This window comes from Pseudoteredinibacter isoporae, assembly GCF_040372805.1.
Taxonomy (GTDB): Bacteria; Pseudomonadota; Gammaproteobacteria; order Pseudomonadales; family Cellvibrionaceae; genus Pseudoteredinibacter; species Pseudoteredinibacter isoporae_A.
In genome coordinates this window covers 1-21,479 of record NZ_BAABWJ010000012.1, presented here as the reverse complement: position 1 = coordinate 21,479, position 21,479 = coordinate 1, and the positions used below count along the sequence as shown (strand labels likewise).

Below are 21,479 nucleotides of genomic sequence, written 5' to 3'. Positions count from 1 at the left end.
CAAACAAATCAATACTATTCATCGCTGATCACCTCCTCGCGATACGCATCTAAATCAGCAAAGACTGGCGCCTCAGCGCTGGGCTTTTTGACCGCCGAGGTCAGCACCGGATAGTGTTTGATTTCAGCATCGCTCATCCAGTGAATATCGTCGGCTTTGGCCGCCCGCAAGGTAAACCAATAAAACTCGTCATTGCCGACCATGCTTTGATAGAAAAAGCGATAGGGCGCATGCTCCTCGGCATCTTTGGGATAATCCAGCGCCTCATTAACACCATCGCTCCAGGAATGAACACCCAATAAGGCGCCCTCTTCCATTTCGCGACTTACGCCAGACATGAATAAATCAACTGCACCGGAAGCGATCACACTGTTGTGCAGAAGGTAAGTGTGCAGCCCTTGTTGACGAATGAAGTGGCACATCTTCAAATTCACTTCATCATCAATGCTGCCCGGCATTACCGTCAGCACCAAGGTGTCGAGCTGTGGGTTGTCATGGATCACCTGTTTGATCTGCGAATAACTCTTCGCGTTGATGAGGCCTTTCAGATACAAGCGATTACCGTCGACTTTGGTTTCCGTCAGCTCCTGACTGTTCATCCGCAGCAACATTAAATGCTCACAACCGGCGAGGAGGATCAGGCTCATTAATACACACACCCGGGTCCACTGTTTTAGCCTGTGGGGGTACATTGTTGAAGCGGTCGATACGTGGGTAAGATTCATCACATAGAAACTCCATACTCGAGAGTTTCCAGTATCTCGCCTGAGAGAAGGGGAATTAAGAACGTCTTGGTATCGTTTTGTCAGACTTTGTATGGATTGAGCAAGCCAATGTACAGTTGGATACGAATTAAACCATTGTCACAGTAAAGCGTGCTCCCCCCAATGGGGAATCGCCGATGCTCAATTCACCTTGATGCAACTCAATAATTTGCTTCGCAATGGACAAACCCAAACCGTAGCCACCTTGCTCACGGGTGCGAGATGCATCCAATCTCAAAAAGGGCTGAAATACGTCTTCACGCTTGTCGACGGGAATGCCTGGACCATCGTCGTCGATATGAATGAGCAGCTGTTCACGCTCTACACTCAAGCTAAGCTCTACATCGGCTTCGGCATAACGCAGGGCATTGCGTAAGAGATTCTGCAACGCCCGTTGCAACAGATGGGCATCAAAACCCAGGGTAAACACAGGTACGGTGTGGGAGAAACGAATCGTTTTGTTGGATTCTAATTGCAGATGTTCCGTCAACTCATACAAGTAGTGAACCACATCCTGTTGTTTGCGTTCGATCTGGAGATCAGCGCTTTCCATTCTGGCATACTGTAAGAGCTCTTCCACCAGATCACTTAATTCCTGCAAATCTTCCTCGATGCCCTGAATATAATTCTGGCGCTTGGCGTCATCTTCACTGCCGGCGAGCATATCCAATTGACATTGCAAGCGGAAAATGGGGGAGCGCAACTCATGGGCAACGGCATTACTGAGTTGCTTTTGGCTGCTGAGTAATGCTTCGATACGCTGGGCCATGACATTAAAAGTTTTGTTCAGGCGGCCCACTTCAGCATCACTCGCGGTTGATGCACGCACAGAGAAATCACCTTCCGCGAACGCTCTAGCGGTTTGATCCAAAGCCGTCAGACGTCGACTGAAACCATAGAGCCACATAGCCAATACAAGGCCCAACGCAACAAAGAGGGTCAAAATGGTTATGTTCTCAGTGAAATACAATTGATCCAGAAAAGGATTGTCGTCGCGATATTGTAAACGATATATCTTAGGGTCATTCGGCAGCACGAAATAACAAAGCGCTTCGTCAGAATTCAGCACCAGAAGGCCTTCGGTCCAAACTCGATCTCGCTCGTCTTCGTACAATTCATCCATTTCAGCCGGCAGAACCTCGGCGCCCATATCCTCCGCCAATTGCAACATACGCTGCATGCGCCGCTCAGGCTGAGCTGTCGTTTCAAGCACCAGGGAACGGTAACTGGCCATGTGCTGCTGAAACAACTCATCTTGAGCGTCTCCAAACACATTGAGCAAAAAGGTCTGCATCAACAGCAATACCAACACGATGCTGACGATCAAGCCGCAGTAAAGTTTTACAAACTGACGTTTCACGGAATCCGCTCACCTTGATGACAAGTTTGAACATTCTTCCACAGATAAAATAGAGAAGCTTGTGGGCTTTTGTATGGGATTGTATTGATCACCATTGATCCGAGACAAAAAGATAGCCCTTGCCCCTGACCGTGGTAATGCCTGATGCCGCACCCTGACCAGTGGCCAGTTTTTTGCGCAGGCTGGCCACACGATTGTCAACGGTTCGATCGAGACCGTCGTATTCAATCCCTCGTACAGCCCGGGTAAGCGCCTCGCGACTGAAGACTTGATCCGGTTTGGACGTCAATATCCACAGCAACTCAAACTCTCCCGGCGTTAATTCAATGATCTGGCCATTCAACTGGCACCGCAGCGTTGGCAGATGCAACCGCAGGCCCGCGAAACACCGTTCCTTTTCATTACGGGTCGGCGGCGTCGGAGATGGAACCGCCTCGGGACGCCTCAACAACATACGAATGCGCGCCAGCAATACTCTGGGTTGCAATGGCTTGCAGACATAATCATCCACCCCCAACTCCAAAGCAGCGACCTGATCCATATCATCATCATTGGCGGTCAGCATTAGGATTTTGCCGGCATACTGGCTGCGCACCTCTCGACAAATACTCAAGCCATCCAAACCGGGCAGCATCAAGTCCAGCAGCACCAAATCTGGTTTGAGCGTCAGAATACGCTCGGGAGCCAGCGCACCATCTTCCACACAAGACACTTGAAAACCTTGCCCGTGAAGGTATTCACTCAGAATGGCAGCCAGTTTCCGGTCGTCTTCCACCAGCAGAATGGACGTTTGTGCAGCCGGCGACACAGTCTTATCCCAGGCCTTGGGCCATGGCCTTGCGCTGAATCAGTTCAATGGCGTAACCATCTGGGTCACGCACAAAGGCAATCTCCGTCGTGCCGCCCTTAACCGGCCCCGGCTCACGAACCACCTCACCGCCAGCTCCACGAATCGCATCACAGGTGCTGTAGATGTCTTCAAAACCAATGGCCAGATGGCCAAAACCACTGCCCAAATCATACTGATCCGTATCCCAGTTGTAGGTCAGCTCGATAACCGCCTGACCGCTGGATTCTTCTCCGTAACCGACAAAGGCCAAGGTGTAGCGGTAATCCTTATTCTCAGACTTGCGCAATAATGTCATGCCTAAAATGCGAGTATAAAAATCGATGCTGCGATCCAGATCACCAACCCGAATCATAGTGTGTAAAAGTTGAGGCATAATCACTCCGTATCATTTTTATGTCCGTTAGCGGTTAACGCTAAAACAGTGTTTGTTTACTTACCACCAAATACATAATGCTCAGGGTCAGTAGCGGTATGACAAACACGGCAAAGTAAGTAAACGGGCCATGGTAAACCGACTGCAGCGTCTGTTGCCAGGTCGTCAGTCGCCCCCCATCGTATTGCTTTTGATGAATACGCGGCAGCAACACATTGGCCAACACAAGGTCGACTAACTCAATCGGCACTAAGACCGCGAACACTAGGATAAGTTTTTGCTGCAGCCAGGGCGAAGGCCATAGAGCATATTGGCTGGCCAGCCACAGACCACTGCCCAGTAAAAACAGCAGCGCAACATGCTCCAAAGCAATTAAGCGGTAAAACAAACGGTACTGCTCGAACAGTTGGGTGTCATCCTCACAGGCCGCCTTGGCCTGGCGCAACATCAACCACGCCCCCAGGGGTGGCCCCAACCACATGATCAGGGCACCGATGTGCAGTATTTTAACTAGGGTGTAATCCATCGCTTACGCAACGACTCCGGTGCAAATCGACAATAGGCAAAGATCAACATCCAGCTGGTGCTGAGCACCATGCTGCTGGCCGTAAACACTTCCGCCGCCTTCATGTTCGCCAACGCGATCGAGACGGACAGTGATAAACCCAACCCCCAGGAAGTTAGTCCCCAGAGAAAAACCCAAAGCGGGAATACTCTCTGGCGCCAAGCGATCAGGGTAAGCCCCAGGCCACCCAAATTATACAAACCATTCCCTAAAAAACCGGTCAAATGACTCGCGATCAGCTCAAGGCTCTGCACCATATCAAGGCTGGATCCCTGGGCGATCATTTGGGGAATGATAAAAGCGTAAATGACTTCAGCTATCAAGTCCGGCCCAATGCCCAGTGCCACAATCATCAAGGATATCCGAACACTCAAAGAGTCGTTCAATTCAGAGGCGAGAATAGAACAAAATACGAACAGGCCCAATGCCGAAGCCATCCAGACCATCCAGGAGGCCGTCCACAAACCCGTGTTAGCCGCAATAAAGCCTACGCGTTCCAGTAGGCTGTTGTCCACGGGTAAACCTGCTCGCATCGGGCCGTTCATTAAGATGCAAGCCAGAGTAATAGTAGCAACGATGATATGAAGACTGACAAATTTCAGGGTTCGCGAATCGGGCATAGCTAAATCCTAAGCATCTTGCCGGGCGCAGGTCTTTCTTGCGACATTGATGACTCAACTTTACCATAAGCAGCCGGAAACGAGTTAACAGGCCCAAACCCTATGTGTGGTCGATTTAATGTCAGCGATTCTCCAGCGGTCAAGCAGTTACTGCTGCGCCTCGGCATTGATACCCATAACTGGCCTATTCGCATCAGCGATTACCACCGAGCCTGCAGCACCATCAGTATTATTTGTCGTCTACAGGAAGAAACCGGCCAAGACAATGTGGGTGAATGTACCGTGCTCGAAGACGCGATCTGGTGGCTGTTACTGGACTACAAAGACCAGCAATATAAACCTTCACGTTTTACCTCCTTCAACAGCCGTTACGACAAATTGAACGCCCAGGGCTCGGCGGCGTATCTCCCCTATCGCCAAAGCCGCTGCATCATACCCGCCAGTGGCTTTGGGGAAACGGAGCATGAGCGTATCAATGGCAAGAAAAAACCCATTCGCTACACCAACTTCAGCAGTGAACAGGCACTTGCCCTGGGTGGTTTATATCGCCAGTGGCAACACCCCGAAACCGGGCATATTATCAACAGTTGCAGCATCATCACGCTGCCACCTCACCCCAAACTTCACGCCTACCAAAGTAATGCCTCACCGCTGATCCTGCCTTTAGAAGGGGATTGGCTGGAACAGTGGCTGGATCCACAGGTACAGGATGTCGAGCGTTTTGCCCCTCTGCTGCAGCCTCAGCTCAGACAGAATTTAACCGCTCAAATTATCAATAAACCCGGCGAACGCAAAGCCCTAGGCGACCCCGTCTTGTTGGAAGCCGATACCTAGGCTGCACAGTTACTGTCACTCTTGAACCAAAAAAGGTTTAAATAGCAATATTCTCTTTTCACGTCAGCGACTTTTTGCGATAGTTCTGGACTGATCAGTTCAGAATAAAAGGTACACCATGGCAAGACCCCTGAGTTTTGACAGAACCGCCAGTTTGGAAGCCGCGATGATTCTCTTTTGGCAGCGGGGTTACCAGGCCTGTGCCCTGCCCGATTTGCTCAATGCCATGAACATCAGCCGCAGCAGCCTCTACGCAACCTTTGGCGACAAACGACAGTTATTTATTGAGTGCCTGGACTTGTTCTTTCAGCGCACTTTTAACCCGCTCTGCCAAACGCCGTCTCAACCTCGAGAAACGAAAAACCAAGGTGATAAAAACAGTGATTACAGTCTGATATCGATTGAACACTTTTTTCGATACACCATTTTGCAAGTGCCCAAGAAGCGACGGGCGTGTGGTTGTCTGTTGGTGAACACCGTTTTAGAAATGGCAGAACAAGATCGAGAACTCAGCGCATTGGCCTCAGAAAAGCTGACCAAAGTTGAACAGTATTTTATTCGGTGCTTTGCCAAAGCCAAGGCCGGAAAAACCCTTAATACCGACGCCAGCGCAGAAGACCTGGGCCAGCTTTGCATGACTCTAAATCAAGGCCTACGCGTTGCCAGTCGGCAGGGGCGCAGCCAACAGGAACTGGAAAGCATTCTGAACAACAGCCTAAAAATGCTGGGCATCCATAGCCAAAAGGAGAACACATGAACTTCGAACATCTATCGCTAAGTATCGACAATAACGTCGCCTATTTACAACTGACACGCCGCGCATTGAATCTGGAGATGGCCGAGGAGCTGCTCCATGCTGCAATTCATTGCCAGCACAACGATGACGTACGCGCGGTTTTGATTTTCAGCGAAGACAGCTTGTTCAGCGCCGGAGGCGATTTGGCCTTTTTTGCTAGCCAGGAAAACCTCGGTGTCGCACTAAGCGAAATGACAACCTATTTACACGGCGCTCTGTCGGTTTTTAATAATATGTCGGCTCCGGTTATCGCCTATGTAGACGGCACGGCGGCCGGTGCCGGCTTCAGTTTATGCCTGGCCACCGACCTGCTCATTGCCAGCGAAAACGCCCGTTTTGTTATGGCATATACCGCGGCGGGCTTATCACCCGATGGCAGCTCCACCTATTTTCTTCCTCGCATTATTGGCGAACGCCGAAGCAAAGAACTGATGTTCAGCAACCGTAAACTCAGTGCCGAAGAAGCGTTGGATTGGGGCATTGTTAATCAACTACACAGCCATGCAGACGGGTTTGAACAGGCCAAGGCCCTGGCCCATACGCTGGCTGAAGGCCCTACTCAAGCGTTTGCAAGCGTGAAAAGCCTGATCAAAAGCTCAAGCACTGAAAGCCTGGACACCCAGATGCAATTGGAAACCCAACACATCGTAGCCAATGCCCAGGGCAATGACGGACAAGCCGGCATCCAGGCTTTTTTAAATAAACAGAAACCCGATTTCAGCGGCAAGCAATAAACGGCCGATTGGCAACAAATACAAAAACGGAGCGAGCATGAACAAACACTATATCGATGTGCAGGGAAAACGTATCGCCTATATTGATGAAGGTCAGGGCGACCCTATTGTCTTTTTGCACGGCAATCCGACGTCATCCTACCTATGGCGAGATGTCATACCACAATTGGCCGGCAAAGGCCGCTTGATTGCCCCGGACTTGATTGGCCAGGGGGATTCCGACAAGTTATCTAACGAAGACGCTTACGGTTTTAACAGCGCCTACGAATATCTCAGTGGATTCATGTCCGCTTTGAATCTGGATCGGAACATCACTCTCGTGATCCATGATTGGGGCAGCGCTCTCGGTTTTCACTGGGCCTTCCAAAACCAGTCGGCCATTAAAGGCATTGCGTACATGGAAGGCATTGTGAAAGCGGTGAGCTGGGCCGACTGGCCTGAATCGGCACGCGGTATATTCAAAGGTTTTCGATCTGAAAAAGGGGAAGACCTGATTTTGGAACGCAATATGTTCATCGAAGGGGTGCTACCCGGTTCTATCCTTCGCACACTCAGCGAAGAAGAACACAATGAATACCGTCGCCCATTTTTAAATAAAGAAGATCGTCGCCCTATGCTCGACTGGCCACGAGATATTCCCATTGACGGCGAACCAGCACATATGGTGGATGTTGTGAGCCGTTATGCCGCCTGGATGGCGGAAAACACACTGCCCAAATTATTTGTCAACGCCGAACCCGGGTCCATTCTCGTAGGCCCACAAAGAGAATTCTGTCGCCGCTGGCCAAATCAGCAAGAAGTCACCGTGAAAGGACTGCATTTTATTCAAGAAGATTCCGGCCGTGAAATTGGCGATGCCATCGCGAACTGGTTGAACGCTATAGACTGATTCCCACCTCCACTAACCCGCTGCTGCTGCACAGGCTCCACAGCGGGTTCATACGCATAATCTCGTTCAATCCTCAACGCCATGTCTACTCACGCTGGTTTTTACCGCCTTTGTCGCCTGCACCATTTGGGTTATATACCCGCACAATCGCCACTGGTTATGCTGCGACTTTTATTTCCAATAGCCTATTCCCATAAACTGCCCTTAAAGAGAGTCTAAAAGTGATAGCATGAGCCGCTGCCATTCCTACTATTCCGCCAGCATTAACCAAGAATCCAATTACCCCGGTTTACATGACGAACAACACTGCGATGTCGCTATAATCGGTGGCGGTTTCACCGGAGTAGCAACCGCGTTGGAACTCGCAGAAAAAGGCTTTTCAGTGGTTCTACTGGAAGCCCAGAAGATTGGCTGGGGAGCCACCGGACGCAACGGCGGGCAAGTAACCGGCAGCCTTTCCGGCGATCAAGCCATGTTAAAACAACTGCGCAAGCAGCAGGGTATCGATGCCGAAGAATTCGTATGGCAACTGCGCTGGCGAGGTCACGACATCATCAAAAAGCGGGTCGAAAAATACCAGATCGATTGCGACTTGAAATTCGGCCATCTGCAAACCGCTTACAAACCCAGTCATATGAATGAGCTGCACCGCTTTTATGACGAAGCGGTGTCTCGTGGCATGTCAGACGAGGTGCACATGATTTCAGCTGCCGAGATCCCCGATTATCTCGACAGCCCGATTTACCATGGTGGCTTACTGAATCGCCGAAATATGCATCTCCACCCATTGAATCTCTGTTTGGGAGAAGCCAAAGCAGCGAGCAATCTGGGTGTCCGCATTTTTGAAAACAGCCCAGTGCTGTCCATGGAAGAAGGTGACAAGGTTGTTCTGAAAAGCAAGCTCGGCAAGGTCTTTGCCGACCGCGTCATGATCGCCGGCAATGCCTATCATAAGCTGGGGCGCCCCAAGTTGGGCGGCATGCTCTTCCCTGCCTCCCTCGGCAATATGGCGACGGTCCCGTTAGGCGACGAACTGGCCAACACACTCAACCCCCATGACCTGGCCGTTTACGATTGCCGTTTTGTTCTGGACTATTATCGCCTCACTGCGGACAAGCGATTGATGTTTGGCGGCGGTACCAATTATTCCGGTAAAGACTCAGCCAGTGTTGCCACTGAATTACGTCCAGCTCTGGAGCGCACCTTCCCCAGGCTCAAAGGTGTTGAGATTGAGTTTGAGTGGACAGGCATGGCCGGCATCGTCATCAATCGAATCCCCCAACTTGGCAAGGTCAGTGATCGAGTGTATTACTGCCAGGGCTATTCCGGGCATGGTGTCGCCTGTTCTCATATCATGGCTGAAATCATGTCCAATGCTATTGCCGGTCATATGGAAGAGTTTGATACCTTCGCCGCTTTCAAGCACCTGCGCGTTCCCATTAACGATTGGCTTGGCAATCAAGCGCTGGTGCTGGGTATGTGGTATTACCAGCTGCTGGAAAAACTTCGTTAATCCCGCCAAGCCCGGCCAGGATCCCATCCTCCGGGCAAAGCCTTTCCCTCTATTTTGACTCTGTCTCGGCTCCAGCCGCTCACTCTTTGCACAAAAAGGATTGATGAGCGCCATTTTTTGTCTTATATTCACCCTACCAACCGGTCGGTAGCCTTGCATGAGAAAAGGGGAAGGGAAAATTAAAAGGGAAGCTAAAAGAGAAAGTTAATAGGCAGATAGCAGGCAAGGCCTTCCCGCTGACTGATGGCAACAAGCCCTATGCAATGAGTCCCATACAACGAGCCTTGAAAGAACGGTAATCAACATAGCTGAGACAAAACATGACCAAACTTCGCTCTGTCAGCTCGCCCAGCGGGGATACCAAAAGCCGAATCCTCGCGGCGGCCACCCAAGCATTTTCAGAAACCGGCTTTTACGGTACCAGCATCAACAGCATTGCCGAAGCCGTAGAAATTAAAAAGCCATCCCTGCTCCACCACTTTTCCAGCAAGGAAAAACTGTATGGCGCGGTACTGGAACAGGTCTCCAGCCGCTTGATGGCAGACCTGGAACACACCATAGCCAGCACTGAAAACGAAAAACAGCAATTGCTGAATGTGATGGACGGTTTTTACCGCTGGGGCAAAGAACGGCCTGACGAAGCCATACTGATCTTGAGAGAAATGCTGGATAACCCTCAACGGGCCGCGTCAGCTCACAATTGGTATTTAGCCCCATGGTTGGAACAGTTGTGTGAACTGATTCGGCGAGGCCAACAAAATGGGCATTTTAAGAACCTCGAGCCTATGGCTTTCCTCTACAACATGATCGGCGCACAACATTACTTTGTTGTGTCTCTGCCAACGCTGAAGCAAATCCTGAGCGCCAGTGATTTCAAAGCATTGTTAAAACAGCAACGTGAAGAACTACTTGAGCTCATCACCATACGGCTCTTTCAATAACACAAAAATACCGACCCACCTAATGGATGCCTGATATGAACCACCAACAGCAAGTTGAGCTGCTGCAACAGTGTTTAAACTATATTGACCGCAAAAGCACTCAACACGATGAACAGGAATATCTGTCACCGGTTTATAAATATCATGATGATGAATACTTCCAAAAGGAGCAGGAAGCCGTCTTTAAAAAGCTGCCCAATATGGTGGCGCATATCAGTGAAATTGAGTTAGGCCATGGCTTTATTACCCGAGACTTATACGGCACCAACGTCATTATCGCTCGTCAGAATGACGGGGCTGACGACCGTAGTTTTAAAGCCATGATTAATGTCTGCAAGCATCGCGGCGCTCGCCTGGAAAATGCCGAGAGCGGCTGTAAAAACCGTTTCACCTGCCCATACCACGGCTGGATGTTTAACAACAAAGGGGAACTGAAAGCCGTTCCTCATCAAAACGGTTTTCCTGATCTGATCAAGAGTGACAATGGGCTGAGTGAATTATCACTCTGGGTGCGCAACGGATTTATTTTTGTGCTGCCAACCATAGACCTGGAGTTTGATTTTGATCGGTTCTGGGCGCCGCTGGAAAATGATCTGGAGGACTACCGCATTGAGGACATGATGGTTTATCGACCGGTGACTAAAACCTGGAACAGCAATTGGAAAATTGTTTCCGGTGGTGGCCTGGAGTCCTATCATTTTCAGGTAACACATGCGAAGACCATCGCACCTTATTTTTTCAGCAACACTTCACATATAGAAGCGTTTGCACCTCATTTTCGCTTGATCCTGCCTCGCCAATCCATTAACACCTTACGCGAACAGGCTCAAAGTGACTGGCGAATTCGCGACCATACTCATATCGTGTATCAGTTGTTTCCGAATGTGGCGCTCTTGGTTCAAGAAGATCACATTGCCATGTTTATTATGAAGCCGATCAGTGCCTCTAAGGTTGAAATTACCTTTCAGATGCTGATTCCAAAAGGTGAATTTGAGCAACGCGAGCAAGCTCACTGGGATCGCAATCACCAAATTACGGAGATGACACTGGACGAAGACTTTGAGATGGGTGAGTCAATTCAGTCCGGTATTCTGTCTGGTGCAAACCGTCATCTGCGCTTTGGACTGTTTGAAGGCGGCCTGGCGAAGCTGGAACACTATATCGATCAGGCCATTGCCGGCGAAGCACTTAACTGATCATTGATTACAAGGTCCCCCACGCAATGATCAGGGGCGCTGAGTTACTGTCACTTTGAGCGAAATAAACACTAAAAGAGTCACCTTATACTATTGGCCTGCCTGGAGCTTCTTGCCATTATCCTCGATTTAGCAATAGTTGAATAATGAGGCCAGGATATGTCCCAGAATGTTGATGACTCTGAATTGGGTTTGTTTCGCGAAATGGCAGTACGTTGCCTGGAACAGGAGGTTTCTCCACACTATGAGGCCTGGGAAGATGCCCACGCTACCCCCAAGGAAATCTGGCAAACCCTGGGTGCCGCCGGGCTGTTAGGGCCAGATTTGCCTGAGGAGTACGGTGCGGCAGCGGCATCGTTCCGCGTCGCTCAAATGATTACCTATGAAATGTCCCGCATGGGCTTTGGCGGCTTGGGCAGTGGCTACAATATTCACTCCAATATTGTGATGCCTTACATTCTGAATATCGGTACGGACGAGCAGAAGCAACAATGGCTGCCTAAAATGGTCAGCGGTGACGTTCTGGGCGCAATTGCCATGACCGAGCCCGGTGCCGGCAGTGACTTGGCCGGCATGAGTACCAGTGCCGTGCGGGATGGTGATGATTGGATTCTGAACGGCTCCAAGGTTTTTATCACTAACGGTATCTACGCGGATCTGGTGATTGTTTGCGCCAAGACGGATCCCAGTGCTGGCGCTAAAGGGGTATCCCTGTTTTTGGTCGATACTTCCCTACCTGGTTTCAATCGCGGTAAATCAATCCAAAAAATTGGCCAACACTCAAGTGATACTGCAGAACTGTTTTTTGAAAACATGCGCGTGCCCGCCAACGCGTTGCTGGGTGAGGAAGGGCGTGGTTTTATTTATTTGATGGAGGAATTGCCCCGCGAACGTTTGGGCGTTGCCAGCCAAGCCGTCGGTGCGGCCGATGGCGCAATTGAGCTGGCGATCGACTATACGAAAGATCGTAAGGCCTTTGGTCAATCGATCAGCCAATTTCAAAATACACGCTTTAAGATGGCTGAATGCAAAACTCAGCTTGAGACGGTCCGTGCGCTGCTGGAAAAGAACATGGACAAATACGAGCGCGGTGAAATGAGCGTGGAAGATGCCGCCATTCTGAAATTAAGTTCAACAGAAATGCAACTGGATGTGGTGGACCAATGTCTGCAAATGTTCGGCGGCTATGGCTATACCGCGGAATATCCGATCTCACGCTTTTACGTGGATGCGCGTATTCAAACGATTTATGCCGGCACATCGGAAATCATGAAGGAAGTGATTTCTCGAGGTTTGTTTAAGTAATAAAAGCGAACTTTGCCCCCAGCCTGGTAAGGCTGAGGGCAAAGGAACATCTACACCTCTCCGCCATTCTTCTTCGGTTTCCCGCGCGTCAGCTTATAAAGCCTCACTTGCTGACAACAAATAAACAGCCAGTGCTCGCCTTTGTGCTTCATCAAAGGGATACGTCGGCATAGGCGCATTGGGGTGCAGGAAGTAGTCGCTGAGTGTATCCAGTGTGTAGCGTGCTTTCAGATTATCCAGGCTTTTGCCCCCCTGAGTGCCTTCACCCTGTAATAGATGGCACGTCGCGCAGGGATATTCCTGGTACAGCCCTTCACCGACACGCAGCGCAACACGCATTTCTTCCGTGCTGAGTTGCTCATAGCTTTTATCGCTCATTTCTTCGCTGTTCAAATCCACCAAGGTGTCTTGGGACTGACCATGACAGACACGATAAATCGAACCCGCATAATCGTCAGACACATAGAGGCAGCCATCCGGACCTTCGGCGATATCCACCGGGCGACCAATAATATCTTCATCCTTCTCAAAACCACTCAGGAAATCTTCACTGCGCAGTGTGCCATCTTCCTGCCAATGTACAGCCACGACTTTGTAGCCGTCGGCTTTGCTCCGATTCCAGGAACCGTGCAAAGCGACCAATGCGGTTTTTCCGTATTCCGCAGGCACTTTCGCATGACGGATAAAACGAATCCCCAAAGGCGCGTTGTGCGCAGGAAAACCAAAGACAGGCGAAGTGGAGAGCCCCTGGCGGTCTTCCTGCCCGACACCAAAATCGGGATCCAGGTCGCCAAAGCCATTGATGTAAGGCCAACCGTAAAACTGACCTTCTTCAATTTTATTCAATTCACATACAGGATAATCATCACCAAGTAAGTCACGGCCATTGTCGGTAGCATAAAGGGCATTGTCCCAAGGCGCGATATCGAGCCCAACACTGTTGCGCAATCCGGCGGCGAATATCTCACCATTTTTTCCATCGATATCGAAACGCATGATAGTGGCACGACGTTGATCCGCTTCTTCACAGACATTGCATGTTGAGCCAATACTCAGATACAAATTGCCATCGTGCAGACGAATCGATTTGCTGCGATGATTGCCGTCGTCGGGCAAGTTGGGAATGATCACTTCATATTCACCCGCAAATTGGCCGCTGTCATGATCAAAAAGCACGCGGCCAATGGCGTTGGATTCTGCAATGTACAAATAATCGTCGTAGAATTCCAGATCGTTGGGGGCTTTCAAACCCTCCATCAAAATGTCTTTTCCATCATGACGACCATCCCCGTCCTTGTCGGCTTTTAATCTCACCAACTGGCCATCACGTGACAACACCGCGAGCAAATCACCTTGTCGGCTGAACTCGATAAACCGAACCTTGGTCAGACCCTCGGCATAACGCCCCACAGAAAATCCCTCAGGCACTTTCAAGCGCTTCGCAATCAGGCTCTGCTGTGGTGCCTCAACACTGTAAACGCCCAGTACATTGAGAATGGCTTTTACACTGCCCAGAGAAAGTGGGCCAAACTGCAACAGTGCGGCAATCGCGATTGCCAAGACGATAAGCAGCAGTAATAACCACTTGATCAATTTCATGATGAAAGCCACGGTTTTAATCCTTTTATTATTTTGCTTGGACTTGTTCTTGGCAGACTACCATAATTTCCCTATATTGAGGCCCTAATGTATGAAATGTTGCTTTGCGCGCAACTGCGGGCTGTATGAGAAATAAACCATGCTTGAAGCGTTGATCCCGGCTATGGCCCGGGTCACAGAACATCTTGGCCAGGACCGTTTTGCCGATAGCATGATGCAGCTGTTTGAGCGTATTTGTCCGGTGCAAAGCCTCGCCGCTTTTGCCTTTCTGGAACAAGATCGTCCGCAATTGCTGTTGGACATCTACGATCAGGGCGTTATCGCCAAACAAGCCAGCATGAGCCGCTATATGAGTGGCGCTTATCTTCTGGACCCCTACTTCCAAGCTTGCCAGGAACAACGTCCTGCGGGCCTGTATCGCCTGCAGGAACTGGCCGCCGATGATTTCGAGCAAAGTGAGTATTTTCGGCAATACTTTCAATACGCCAATTTCGCCGATGAAATTGGGTATCTGCAACGTATCGAGCAAGGCTATATCCACCTTTCCCTGTGTCGTACCTCGCCTTTTGATGAGGACGCCAGAGCAACCCTGAACACCCTATGCCCCTGGGTGCTGGCGGTTATGTCACAACAGTGGCAGGAAGTTGGCCAGGTGAATCGGGGCGATAACGCAGACAATATGCACCAGCGTCTGCAACAGGCCTTTGCCCAGTTTGGGCAATCTTTTCTAACCCAACGTGAAGCCGAAATTGCTCGCCTGCTGCTGCAGGGCCATTCCACAAAGTCCATGGCCGAGCGCCTGGGCATTTCCATGGAAACTGTGAAAGTCCACAAACGAAACCTCTATAATAAACTGGACATCAACTCCCAGTCAGAGCTTTTCTCGCTGTTTCTGAATTCTCTCAGCACCCTTGAACCCCAAGACATGGGCGATCCTTTACAAGCCTACCACCAGCGCCCAAAGCCCTGAATACGCCGACGCCCAGTATTACTGACCGGTGTAATGGCCAGTTTATGGCACGCTCCGTTTGTTTGATTGGCGCATGTTTGATTGGCGCAACTGACCCTATTGGGTAACCTACCCTATAGGGGTATGGGCAGCAGCGGGGCTTTTGCTTAGCCTTATCCACTACAAGATTTAAGATAATTCCAAGATTGAGAACACTATGAGCCAGCAAGCGCAATACGACAGCCAAGCCATTAATCAAATGGACAAAGATCACCATTTGCACCCCTGGCAAATATTTGATGTCTTTCGTGAAGAAGGCGCGCTGGCCATTGCCCGTGGCGAGGGCTGCTATATCTACGATACCGATGGCAAACGCTATTTCGACGCTGTTGGGGGCTTGTGGTGTAACAATATCGGCTTGGGCCGCAAAGAAATGGCTGACGCCATCGCCGCCCAGGCCTATGAGATGTCCTACGCCAGCCCCTTTGTGGATCTCACCAATGTGCCAGCCGCCAAATTGGCAGCCAAATTAGCTGAGCTGGCGCCTGGCCCACTGAATCATGTGTTTTTCACCTGCGGCGGTTCCACGGCTGTAGACACCGCTTTTCGAATGATTCACTACTATCAGAATTGTCGCGGTAAGCATGAGAAAAAGCACATCATCTCGCGCATGAATTCCTATCACGGCTCGACCTATGCAGCGATGTCAATTGGCGGTAAGCCGGGTGACCATCCACCGGAGTTTGAATACATCAGCGACATCATTCATCACCTGTCCTATCCGAACTATTACCGCTGTGCGGCCGCTGGGCAAAGTGAAGCTGAGTTTGTTGATGAGCTGGTGACGGAATTCGAAGACAAGATTGCCGAGTTAGGCGCTGATAACGTCGCCGCTTTTTTTGCCGAGCCAATTATGGGCGCCGGTGGCGTGATTGTCGCACCCGAGGGCTATCTCAAACGTATGTACGACGTTTGTAAGAAGAACGACATTTTGTTCGTCGCCGATGAAGTTGTGACCGCTTTTGGCCGCCTTGGTCACTGGTTTGCCTCTGAAAGTGAATTCGGCATCGTGCCCGACATGATCACCTCCGCAAAAGGCCTGACGTCGGGTTACCAACCTCTCGGCGCACTGCTCTTTTCTGACACCATTTGGGATGTATTAAACGCCGAAGATTCGGGTCGCTGTTTCGCTCATGGCTTCACCTATTCCGGTCATCCGGTTGCCTGTGCAGCGGCACTCAAGAACATTGAAATCCTGGAGAAAGAAAAGCTCCTGGAAAACGTAATGGAAGTTGGTCCCTACTTCGAACAGCAGCTCAAAACCCTGGAAGACCTGCCTATCGTCGGTCAGGTGCGCGGACGAAAATTTATGGTATGCGTGGAATACGTAGCCAACAAAGAGACCAAAGCATTGTTCCCTGAAGAGCAGGACATCGGCAAACGCGTTTCTAACCACGCCGATGAACTGGGGCTGATTACCCGTGCTATTGTGCATCTGAATGTGATGTCACCACCTTTAACAATGAGCAAGGCCGATGTTGATTTTGTCGTCAGCACCTTGCGTAAGAGTATTGAACTCACTATCGAAGATCTTAAGCAGGAAGGTTTGTTGTAACGCAAAGCAGCTTAGCAAAACCGTCACACAGTTCGTTGAAAGTCCTTTTATGCCCCACATGGGGCATACTTTCTCAAGGCACAGGGGACGGTGTCATCATGATCGTTGGCAGGCCAAGGTGTAAAGGTAAAACTCCATCCCTCCGAGAGGTGAAGGATTCAGGGATGTGTTCCCATTATTTTGGATAACACCGCCAGCATGGTTTCATCTGAACCACCGCCAATTGCAGCCGCGCGAATGTCTCGATATACACGTGCGACAAAATTGTCCCACATAAAGCCCATGCCACCCCAGTACTGTAAGCAATCATTGGGAATTGTCTGGGTTAATTTTCCGAGCTTGAATTTCGCGATGGTTGCCAAACGTGTCACATCTTCACCGTGCATCATCTTCTCAACAGCGTCATAGCAAAGCGATCGCAGTAACTCGACTTCCGCCTGCAATTCAGCCAGATGATAGTGAATCGATTGATTATGCAATACAGGTGCCCCAAAAATATGTCGCTCACTTGTGTATTCGATGGTCTTATCAATACAGTTCTCAAAAACCTTCAAGCAACTCAGGGCACACCACAAGCGCTCCTCCTGAAACTGCTGCATTTGATAAAAGAAGCCCTTGCCCTCATCCCCAATACGATGCCGCACAGGGACTTTAACATTGTCAAAAAATATCTGCGCCGTATCGGAAGCGTGCATTCCCAGTTTCTCAAGCGGCTTCGAAAAACTGATACCGGGTGTATCACTGGGCACAACAATCAATGATTTATTCTTATGGACGGGCCCCTCGGAAGTATTGGCCAACAAACAAATAAAATCGGATTGTGTGGAGTTAGTGATCCACATCTTGCTCCCGTTGATCACGTAATCGTCAGCTACTTGTTTGGCCTGAGTCTTCAACTGAGCCACATCCGAACCGGCTCCAGGCTCACTGACCGCAATACACGCGACTCGCTCACCCGCAATCGCAGGCACGAGAAATTCTGATTTGAGTTCATGGCTACCAAAATGGGTCAAGGCCGGTGTTGCCATGGTGGTATGAACCCCAAGCCCCAGTGGAGAACTCATGTGATCTGCACGACCAATCTCCTCTGCAAAAATGGCCTGAAAGCTGTAATCCAGCCCTAATCCACCATATTCTTCCGGCTTATTGATGCCCAGCAAACCCAGCGCAGCGGCCTTTCTGTACAGCACCTTCGCTGGAAACATTCCTCCCTTCTCCCACTCGTCAACATATGGGTTTATCTCTTCTCTTACGAAACGCTGCACAGTTTCCCTGAGTTGTTCATGTTCCGCCGTGAAAATCATGGGCTACTCTCTTTTCTGAAATATGCTTGATGGTGTGCCCAAATAAGGCATCTGGTTTTTCATGTGAGTTGCGCTACAAAACCAACTTGAGCAATGCAACAATATATTGATGCATTGCTCAACGTCAAGTAAGCTGTACAAAATCCGCTTCTACGCTTGCGATTCCAGGCAGAAATCCGGGTAAATTGCATATATTAACCATCTGACAAGCAGCTAAAGCATGAACTCTAAACGCTCAAAACCAATGAATCGACAGCAGGAAAGAGAGCAAAAAATACTGCTAGCGGCCACTGAACTCTTTTCCGAGCAAGGCTACCACCACAGCAGTACCCGGCAAATTGCCAAAGCAGCTGGGGTGTCTGAAGGCACAGTGTTCAATTACTTTGACAGCAAGAACGCTTTGCTTGAGGAAATCGTTAGGGGCTTCTACAGCCGCTTGACCGAAACCGCTCAAGACGGACTGCACGAAAAACACGACGGCTTCGCGCAATTTACCTTTCTTGCTGAAAATCACATTCGACTAATTGCTGCTGACAATTTTCTATTGATGCGTCTGCTTGCCGTTTATTTCAGTGAGCATTTCAATTTCTACTTGGATTATCAGAATTCCAGCATCTTCAAACACAGTAAAACTTATACCCGCCTCTTCGATCGGATCATTCGGGAAGGTATCGCCCGAAACGAATTACGCAACAATATAAAACTGAGCGCCATGCGAGACTTATTCTTTGGCAGTTTGGAATATGGAGTGAGAAGCTTGCTGGCTCAATTGGAGCCCGGAGAAAAACAACTGAGTGACCGCAAGTTAAAGCAGTACGCCAAGACCTTATGCCACCCGATATGGGAAAGCATGAAGGTTAGGGAAAACGCTGAAGACAGTCGAGAACTCGCGCTCTGTGAACGATTAGAGCGCGTAGCAGAGCGCTTGGAGTCAAACCTGAAAGCCTAAGCTGGGCACTCAGCCTAGGCTGCGCTTTTAAAATAACGCTATCTCATCTTGCATAATGGCATTATTGATTGCGTGCTCATACATATACACATCATGTACATTGTTCACGGCTTGGTCAGTAGCGTCAAACGGCTGCGTTTGTCTTTGAACAGCAGTTTCCACCGTGCTGTCACTTAGCCATTGCTCTAAGCTTTCCGGCGCGAGACTCTCCAGGATATCACCAAACTCCAAGCTTACGGGAACCTCAAATTCCTGAAAGGCTTCGAACTGTAAAGCCAATTGAGGAAGCTCGAAATCTGGTAGCAAAGCTTGTTCAGCGAACAGAGCGGCCGAAGGAGTCATAAAGCTCACCGGATGGAATGCTGCCTCGCCAATGTCCTGCCCGCTCTGCAGCTGAGATTCTTCCCGGGCAATTCTCAATGGGCTGCTGCCACTGCTCGATCTGACGACATTAAATGTCAGCATGGCATTATTGGGGTCCTGCGCACCTGGGTCGGTATTAATGGAAACGTCTCCATCAGTATCATGCAGACGAAAGCCAAAGTATTCACTGACATCATTGGTCACTTGATAGTTGGCATCATAAGAGTAATCCCCCTGTACCATATCGACGGTCAAGGTTGCGCCCAACGCTGTGGTAATGACCAGGAACTGTCCGCTGCTTACGGCTCCGGTATTGGTATTGGTAATTTGATCGGTTGAACGATTGTAGCGATAAAGCACATCATCGCTGGTGTCATTCGGCGTATCGCGCCTGTCAATAAATTCCAAAATAACGCCACCATCGGCACCAAACTGTCCTCCCAAATTACCCAACAAGTTGCCCTGTACCTGAGGAATTTCAACGGTACTTTGCAGAGCGTCATCGAGATCATTCAGATCATCAACCTGTATCGCATTTTTATCGCTACCGTTTTCACCATCGTAAGCAATGGGATTCAAACTCGCCAAACTCGGACCAGGGCCCATACCAAATGAAAACGCATCAACATCATTATTGTTCAAGAAAGTAATCCAGGCACTTTCCTCCGCCGCCTGAATACCAAAGTCGGGATGACCGGGATTGCTACCCTGGGTAACCACTGGAGAATTAGCCAACACCGAGGTATCACCATCGGCCGCGGTAGGTTCACCATCAGACAAGAAATACAACACGTTTTTAGCATTGGGCAACATATTGCCATTGTTTCCAGAATCGAAAGCCGTTTGCGCAAGTGCCAATGCCCCATCGTAATTTGTCCACCCACCTGCGGTTAGTGCATCCACATCATCCTTAGCCGTTGACGAGCTTTGCCAATAAGGCTGTTCCACATTTGCCGAGGTATCAAAGGTAATTATGGTTACCCTGACATCACCATTTGCTTCATAGGTGTCGATCAAACGGTTGATCGCTTCCTTTGCCAAGGTAAGATTGCTGCCGGCCATACTGCCCGAGATATCCAACACGATCATCAGATTGGTCTGTGCTGGAGGCACCTCCACCTGACGGGTGACATCTTCCACTCTCGGCGAATCATCCTCTACCGACACAATAAAATTACTATTCGCAACGGGATTTACACCATCATCAACCGTAATGCCAAATTGCAGGTCAACAACGTCCTCCTGATCCACTCCAGGATGATCGATAGCGCGTTCAAAGGTCACCGTATAGTCCATACTGTGGCTGCCTGAACTGCTGCTCAAAGTGCCAAGCACAACCGTCGCCACCGTGACATTAGAGCCGCCCTCGTTGTAACTGCCCGTTAATGTCCCACTGCCACTGTCGTAACTCCAAACAACGGCATTACCACCAGATGTCACACCACTTGGCCCGGTTAAGATAAAGCTAAATGGATTGTTGTCTCCCGCATCGTCAAAGCTAATGCTGCCAGTGGCTGTCGGTGAATCGCTGATGTCGCTCGGGCTCCCGACAGAATCCGTCAAGCCGTCCGGAGTAATGCCCTCTTCGGAAACGGTTGTTGCCGTAACTTGTAAATTGTGGGGCGCTTCATCATTATCCAAAATAGTGCCCAAACCTGTATCAACAACGTTGCTGCCATTGCTGATCAACTCCGCGCGCAGTGTGAAGTTTTCATCCGGCTCATCGACAGTATCGGCAACCGTGTCAGTTCGAACCTGAATTAATTGATCACCGCCATTCGGCAAATCAACGATTCCATTTGCGGGCACCACTAACCAAGGGCCACTATCACCAAGGCGGTATTCAAACGAACTTGCATTGAAGTCAGCCGGTGTATCTGCGGACCCGGAGATCAAAGTAAGTTCTACCTGGCTGTTCAATGCAGCATCACCTACGACCACCGCAAACACTGCATTATCA

Annotated in this window: 20 protein-coding genes; 11 read left to right on the top strand and 9 right to left on the bottom strand. The window is 49.8% G+C overall.

What is annotated here, in order from left to right; all coding sequences use genetic code 11:
• Positions 1-14: 14 nt before the first annotated feature.
• The 6 genes from ABWW03_RS18345 to ABWW03_RS18320 all read right to left on the bottom strand — a co-directional run bounded on the left by ABWW03_RS18345 (position 15) and on the right by ABWW03_RS18320 (position 4,532).
• On the bottom strand, positions 15-647 hold the full coding sequence (locus ABWW03_RS18345; protein ID WP_353410835.1) for a hypothetical protein: 633 nt from the start codon (positions 645-647) through the stop codon (positions 15-17).
• Positions 648-852: 205 nt separating this feature from the next.
• Positions 853-2,124, bottom strand: coding sequence for an ATP-binding protein (locus ABWW03_RS18340; RefSeq protein ID WP_353410833.1), 1,272 nt, complete (start codon positions 2,122-2,124; stop codon positions 853-855).
• 88 nt (positions 2,125-2,212) lie between these two features.
• Positions 2,213-2,932: a response regulator transcription factor gene (locus ABWW03_RS18335; protein ID WP_353410831.1), complete on the bottom strand. Its 720-nt coding sequence runs from the start codon at positions 2,930-2,932 to the stop codon at positions 2,213-2,215.
• A gap of 4 nt (positions 2,933-2,936) precedes the next feature.
• The gene (gene gloA, locus ABWW03_RS18330; RefSeq protein ID WP_353410829.1) at positions 2,937-3,347 is read right to left on the bottom strand and encodes a lactoylglutathione lyase; all 411 of its coding nucleotides are present in this window, start codon (positions 3,345-3,347) and stop codon (positions 2,937-2,939) included.
• Positions 3,348-3,387: 40 nt separating this feature from the next.
• The gene (locus ABWW03_RS18325) at positions 3,388-3,873 is read right to left on the bottom strand and encodes a hypothetical protein (RefSeq protein WP_353410827.1); all 486 of its coding nucleotides are present in this window, start codon (positions 3,871-3,873) and stop codon (positions 3,388-3,390) included.
• On the bottom strand, positions 3,858-4,532 hold the full coding sequence (locus ABWW03_RS18320; protein WP_353410825.1) for a hypothetical protein: 675 nt from the start codon (positions 4,530-4,532) through the stop codon (positions 3,858-3,860). Before ABWW03_RS18320 ends, ABWW03_RS18325 begins: the two co-directional genes overlap by 16 nt.
• A gap of 102 nt (positions 4,533-4,634) precedes the next feature.
• On the opposite strand from ABWW03_RS18320, the gene ABWW03_RS18315 reads away from it, so the two are divergent.
• The 8 genes from ABWW03_RS18315 to ABWW03_RS18280 all read left to right on the top strand — a co-directional run bounded on the left by ABWW03_RS18315 (position 4,635) and on the right by ABWW03_RS18280 (position 12,740).
• Complete coding sequence (locus ABWW03_RS18315; RefSeq protein WP_353410823.1) at positions 4,635-5,366, top strand: SOS response-associated peptidase family protein; 732 nt, start codon at positions 4,635-4,637, stop codon at positions 5,364-5,366.
• Between the two features lie 118 nt (positions 5,367-5,484).
• Positions 5,485-6,123 carry a TetR/AcrR family transcriptional regulator gene (locus ABWW03_RS18310; protein ID WP_353410821.1) on the top strand — a complete coding sequence of 213 codons (639 nt, stop codon included), beginning with the start codon at positions 5,485-5,487 and terminating at the stop codon, positions 6,121-6,123.
• Positions 6,120-6,896 carry an enoyl-CoA hydratase/isomerase family protein gene (locus tag ABWW03_RS18305; protein ID WP_353410819.1) on the top strand — a complete coding sequence of 259 codons (777 nt, stop codon included), beginning with the start codon at positions 6,120-6,122 and terminating at the stop codon, positions 6,894-6,896. The genes ABWW03_RS18310 and ABWW03_RS18305 overlap by 4 nt, the downstream gene beginning before the upstream one ends.
• Positions 6,897-6,933: 37 nt before the next feature.
• On the top strand, positions 6,934-7,785 hold the full coding sequence (locus tag ABWW03_RS18300) for a haloalkane dehalogenase (protein WP_353410817.1): 852 nt from the start codon (positions 6,934-6,936) through the stop codon (positions 7,783-7,785).
• A gap of 229 nt (positions 7,786-8,014) precedes the next feature.
• Positions 8,015-9,298: an NAD(P)/FAD-dependent oxidoreductase gene (locus tag ABWW03_RS18295; RefSeq protein WP_353410815.1), complete on the top strand. Its 1,284-nt coding sequence runs from the start codon at positions 8,015-8,017 to the stop codon at positions 9,296-9,298.
• A gap of 320 nt (positions 9,299-9,618) precedes the next feature.
• Positions 9,619-10,239 (top strand): TetR/AcrR family transcriptional regulator, encoded by a 621-nt coding sequence (locus ABWW03_RS18290; protein WP_353410813.1) that lies wholly within the window; start codon positions 9,619-9,621, stop codon positions 10,237-10,239.
• 35 nt (positions 10,240-10,274) lie between these two features.
• The gene (locus ABWW03_RS18285; protein WP_353410811.1) at positions 10,275-11,435 is read left to right on the top strand and encodes an aromatic ring-hydroxylating oxygenase subunit alpha; all 1,161 of its coding nucleotides are present in this window, start codon (positions 10,275-10,277) and stop codon (positions 11,433-11,435) included.
• Positions 11,436-11,594: 159 nt separating this feature from the next.
• Complete coding sequence (locus ABWW03_RS18280; RefSeq protein WP_353410809.1) at positions 11,595-12,740, top strand: acyl-CoA dehydrogenase family protein; 1,146 nt, start codon at positions 11,595-11,597, stop codon at positions 12,738-12,740.
• 93 nt (positions 12,741-12,833) lie between these two features.
• Here the strand turns inward: ABWW03_RS18280 and ABWW03_RS18275 are convergent, their stop codons facing one another.
• Positions 12,834-14,339: a PQQ-dependent sugar dehydrogenase gene (locus ABWW03_RS18275; protein ID WP_353410807.1), complete on the bottom strand. Its 1,506-nt coding sequence runs from the start codon at positions 14,337-14,339 to the stop codon at positions 12,834-12,836.
• A 139-nt stretch (positions 14,340-14,478) separates the two neighbouring features.
• Here ABWW03_RS18275 and ABWW03_RS18270 point away from each other — a divergent pair, with 139 nt between their 5' ends.
• Both ABWW03_RS18270 and ABWW03_RS18265 read left to right on the top strand, forming a co-directional pair.
• Positions 14,479-15,309 (top strand): helix-turn-helix transcriptional regulator, encoded by an 831-nt coding sequence (locus tag ABWW03_RS18270; protein ID WP_353410805.1) that lies wholly within the window; start codon positions 14,479-14,481, stop codon positions 15,307-15,309.
• Between the two features lie 196 nt (positions 15,310-15,505).
• On the top strand, positions 15,506-16,903 hold the full coding sequence (locus tag ABWW03_RS18265; RefSeq protein WP_353410803.1) for an aminotransferase: 1,398 nt from the start codon (positions 15,506-15,508) through the stop codon (positions 16,901-16,903).
• 158 nt (positions 16,904-17,061) lie between these two features.
• Here ABWW03_RS18265 and ABWW03_RS18260 read toward each other — a convergent pair whose 3' ends face one another.
• Positions 17,062-18,207 carry an acyl-CoA dehydrogenase family protein gene (locus ABWW03_RS18260; RefSeq protein ID WP_353410801.1) on the bottom strand — a complete coding sequence of 382 codons (1,146 nt, stop codon included), beginning with the start codon at positions 18,205-18,207 and terminating at the stop codon, positions 17,062-17,064.
• A gap of 220 nt (positions 18,208-18,427) precedes the next feature.
• On the opposite strand from ABWW03_RS18260, the gene ABWW03_RS18255 reads away from it, so the two are divergent.
• Positions 18,428-19,156 (top strand): TetR/AcrR family transcriptional regulator, encoded by a 729-nt coding sequence (locus ABWW03_RS18255; protein ID WP_353410799.1) that lies wholly within the window; start codon positions 18,428-18,430, stop codon positions 19,154-19,156.
• A gap of 27 nt (positions 19,157-19,183) precedes the next feature.
• Here ABWW03_RS18255 and ABWW03_RS18250 read toward each other — a convergent pair.
• Positions 19,184-21,479 (bottom strand): vWA domain-containing protein (locus tag ABWW03_RS18250; protein ID WP_353410797.1); only part of this gene is annotated, 2,296 nt, incomplete at its 5' end.

Bases quoted from the DNA above. Each gene is read 5' to 3' on its own strand.
- ABWW03_RS18345 (WP_353410835.1), bottom strand. From the start codon at position 647: ATGAGCCTGATCCTCCTCGCCGGTTGTGAGCATTTAATGTTGCTGCGG.
- gloA (WP_353410829.1), bottom strand. From the start codon at position 3,347: ATGCCTCAACTTTTACACACTATGATTCGGGTTGGTGATCTGGATCGC.
- ABWW03_RS18325 (WP_353410827.1), bottom strand. From the start codon at position 3,873: ATGGATTACACCCTAGTTAAAATACTGCACATCGGTGCCCTGATCATG.
- ABWW03_RS18320 (WP_353410825.1), bottom strand. From the start codon at position 4,532: ATGCCCGATTCGCGAACCCTGAAATTTGTCAGTCTTCATATCATCGTT.
- ABWW03_RS18315 (WP_353410823.1), top strand. From the start codon at position 4,635: ATGTGTGGTCGATTTAATGTCAGCGATTCTCCAGCGGTCAAGCAGTTA.
- ABWW03_RS18310 (WP_353410821.1), top strand. From the start codon at position 5,485: ATGGCAAGACCCCTGAGTTTTGACAGAACCGCCAGTTTGGAAGCCGCG.
- ABWW03_RS18305 (WP_353410819.1), top strand. From the start codon at position 6,120: ATGAACTTCGAACATCTATCGCTAAGTATCGACAATAACGTCGCCTAT.
- ABWW03_RS18300 (WP_353410817.1), top strand. From the start codon at position 6,934: ATGAACAAACACTATATCGATGTGCAGGGAAAACGTATCGCCTATATT.
- ABWW03_RS18295 (WP_353410815.1), top strand. From the start codon at position 8,015: ATGAGCCGCTGCCATTCCTACTATTCCGCCAGCATTAACCAAGAATCC.
- ABWW03_RS18290 (WP_353410813.1), top strand. From the start codon at position 9,619: ATGACCAAACTTCGCTCTGTCAGCTCGCCCAGCGGGGATACCAAAAGC.
- ABWW03_RS18285 (WP_353410811.1), top strand. From the start codon at position 10,275: ATGAACCACCAACAGCAAGTTGAGCTGCTGCAACAGTGTTTAAACTAT.
- ABWW03_RS18280 (WP_353410809.1), top strand. From the start codon at position 11,595: ATGTCCCAGAATGTTGATGACTCTGAATTGGGTTTGTTTCGCGAAATG.
- ABWW03_RS18275 (WP_353410807.1), bottom strand. From the start codon at position 14,339: ATGAAATTGATCAAGTGGTTATTACTGCTGCTTATCGTCTTGGCAATC.
- ABWW03_RS18270 (WP_353410805.1), top strand. From the start codon at position 14,479: ATGCTTGAAGCGTTGATCCCGGCTATGGCCCGGGTCACAGAACATCTT.
- ABWW03_RS18265 (WP_353410803.1), top strand. From the start codon at position 15,506: ATGAGCCAGCAAGCGCAATACGACAGCCAAGCCATTAATCAAATGGAC.
- ABWW03_RS18260 (WP_353410801.1), bottom strand. From the start codon at position 18,207: ATGATTTTCACGGCGGAACATGAACAACTCAGGGAAACTGTGCAGCGT.
- ABWW03_RS18255 (WP_353410799.1), top strand. From the start codon at position 18,428: ATGAACTCTAAACGCTCAAAACCAATGAATCGACAGCAGGAAAGAGAG.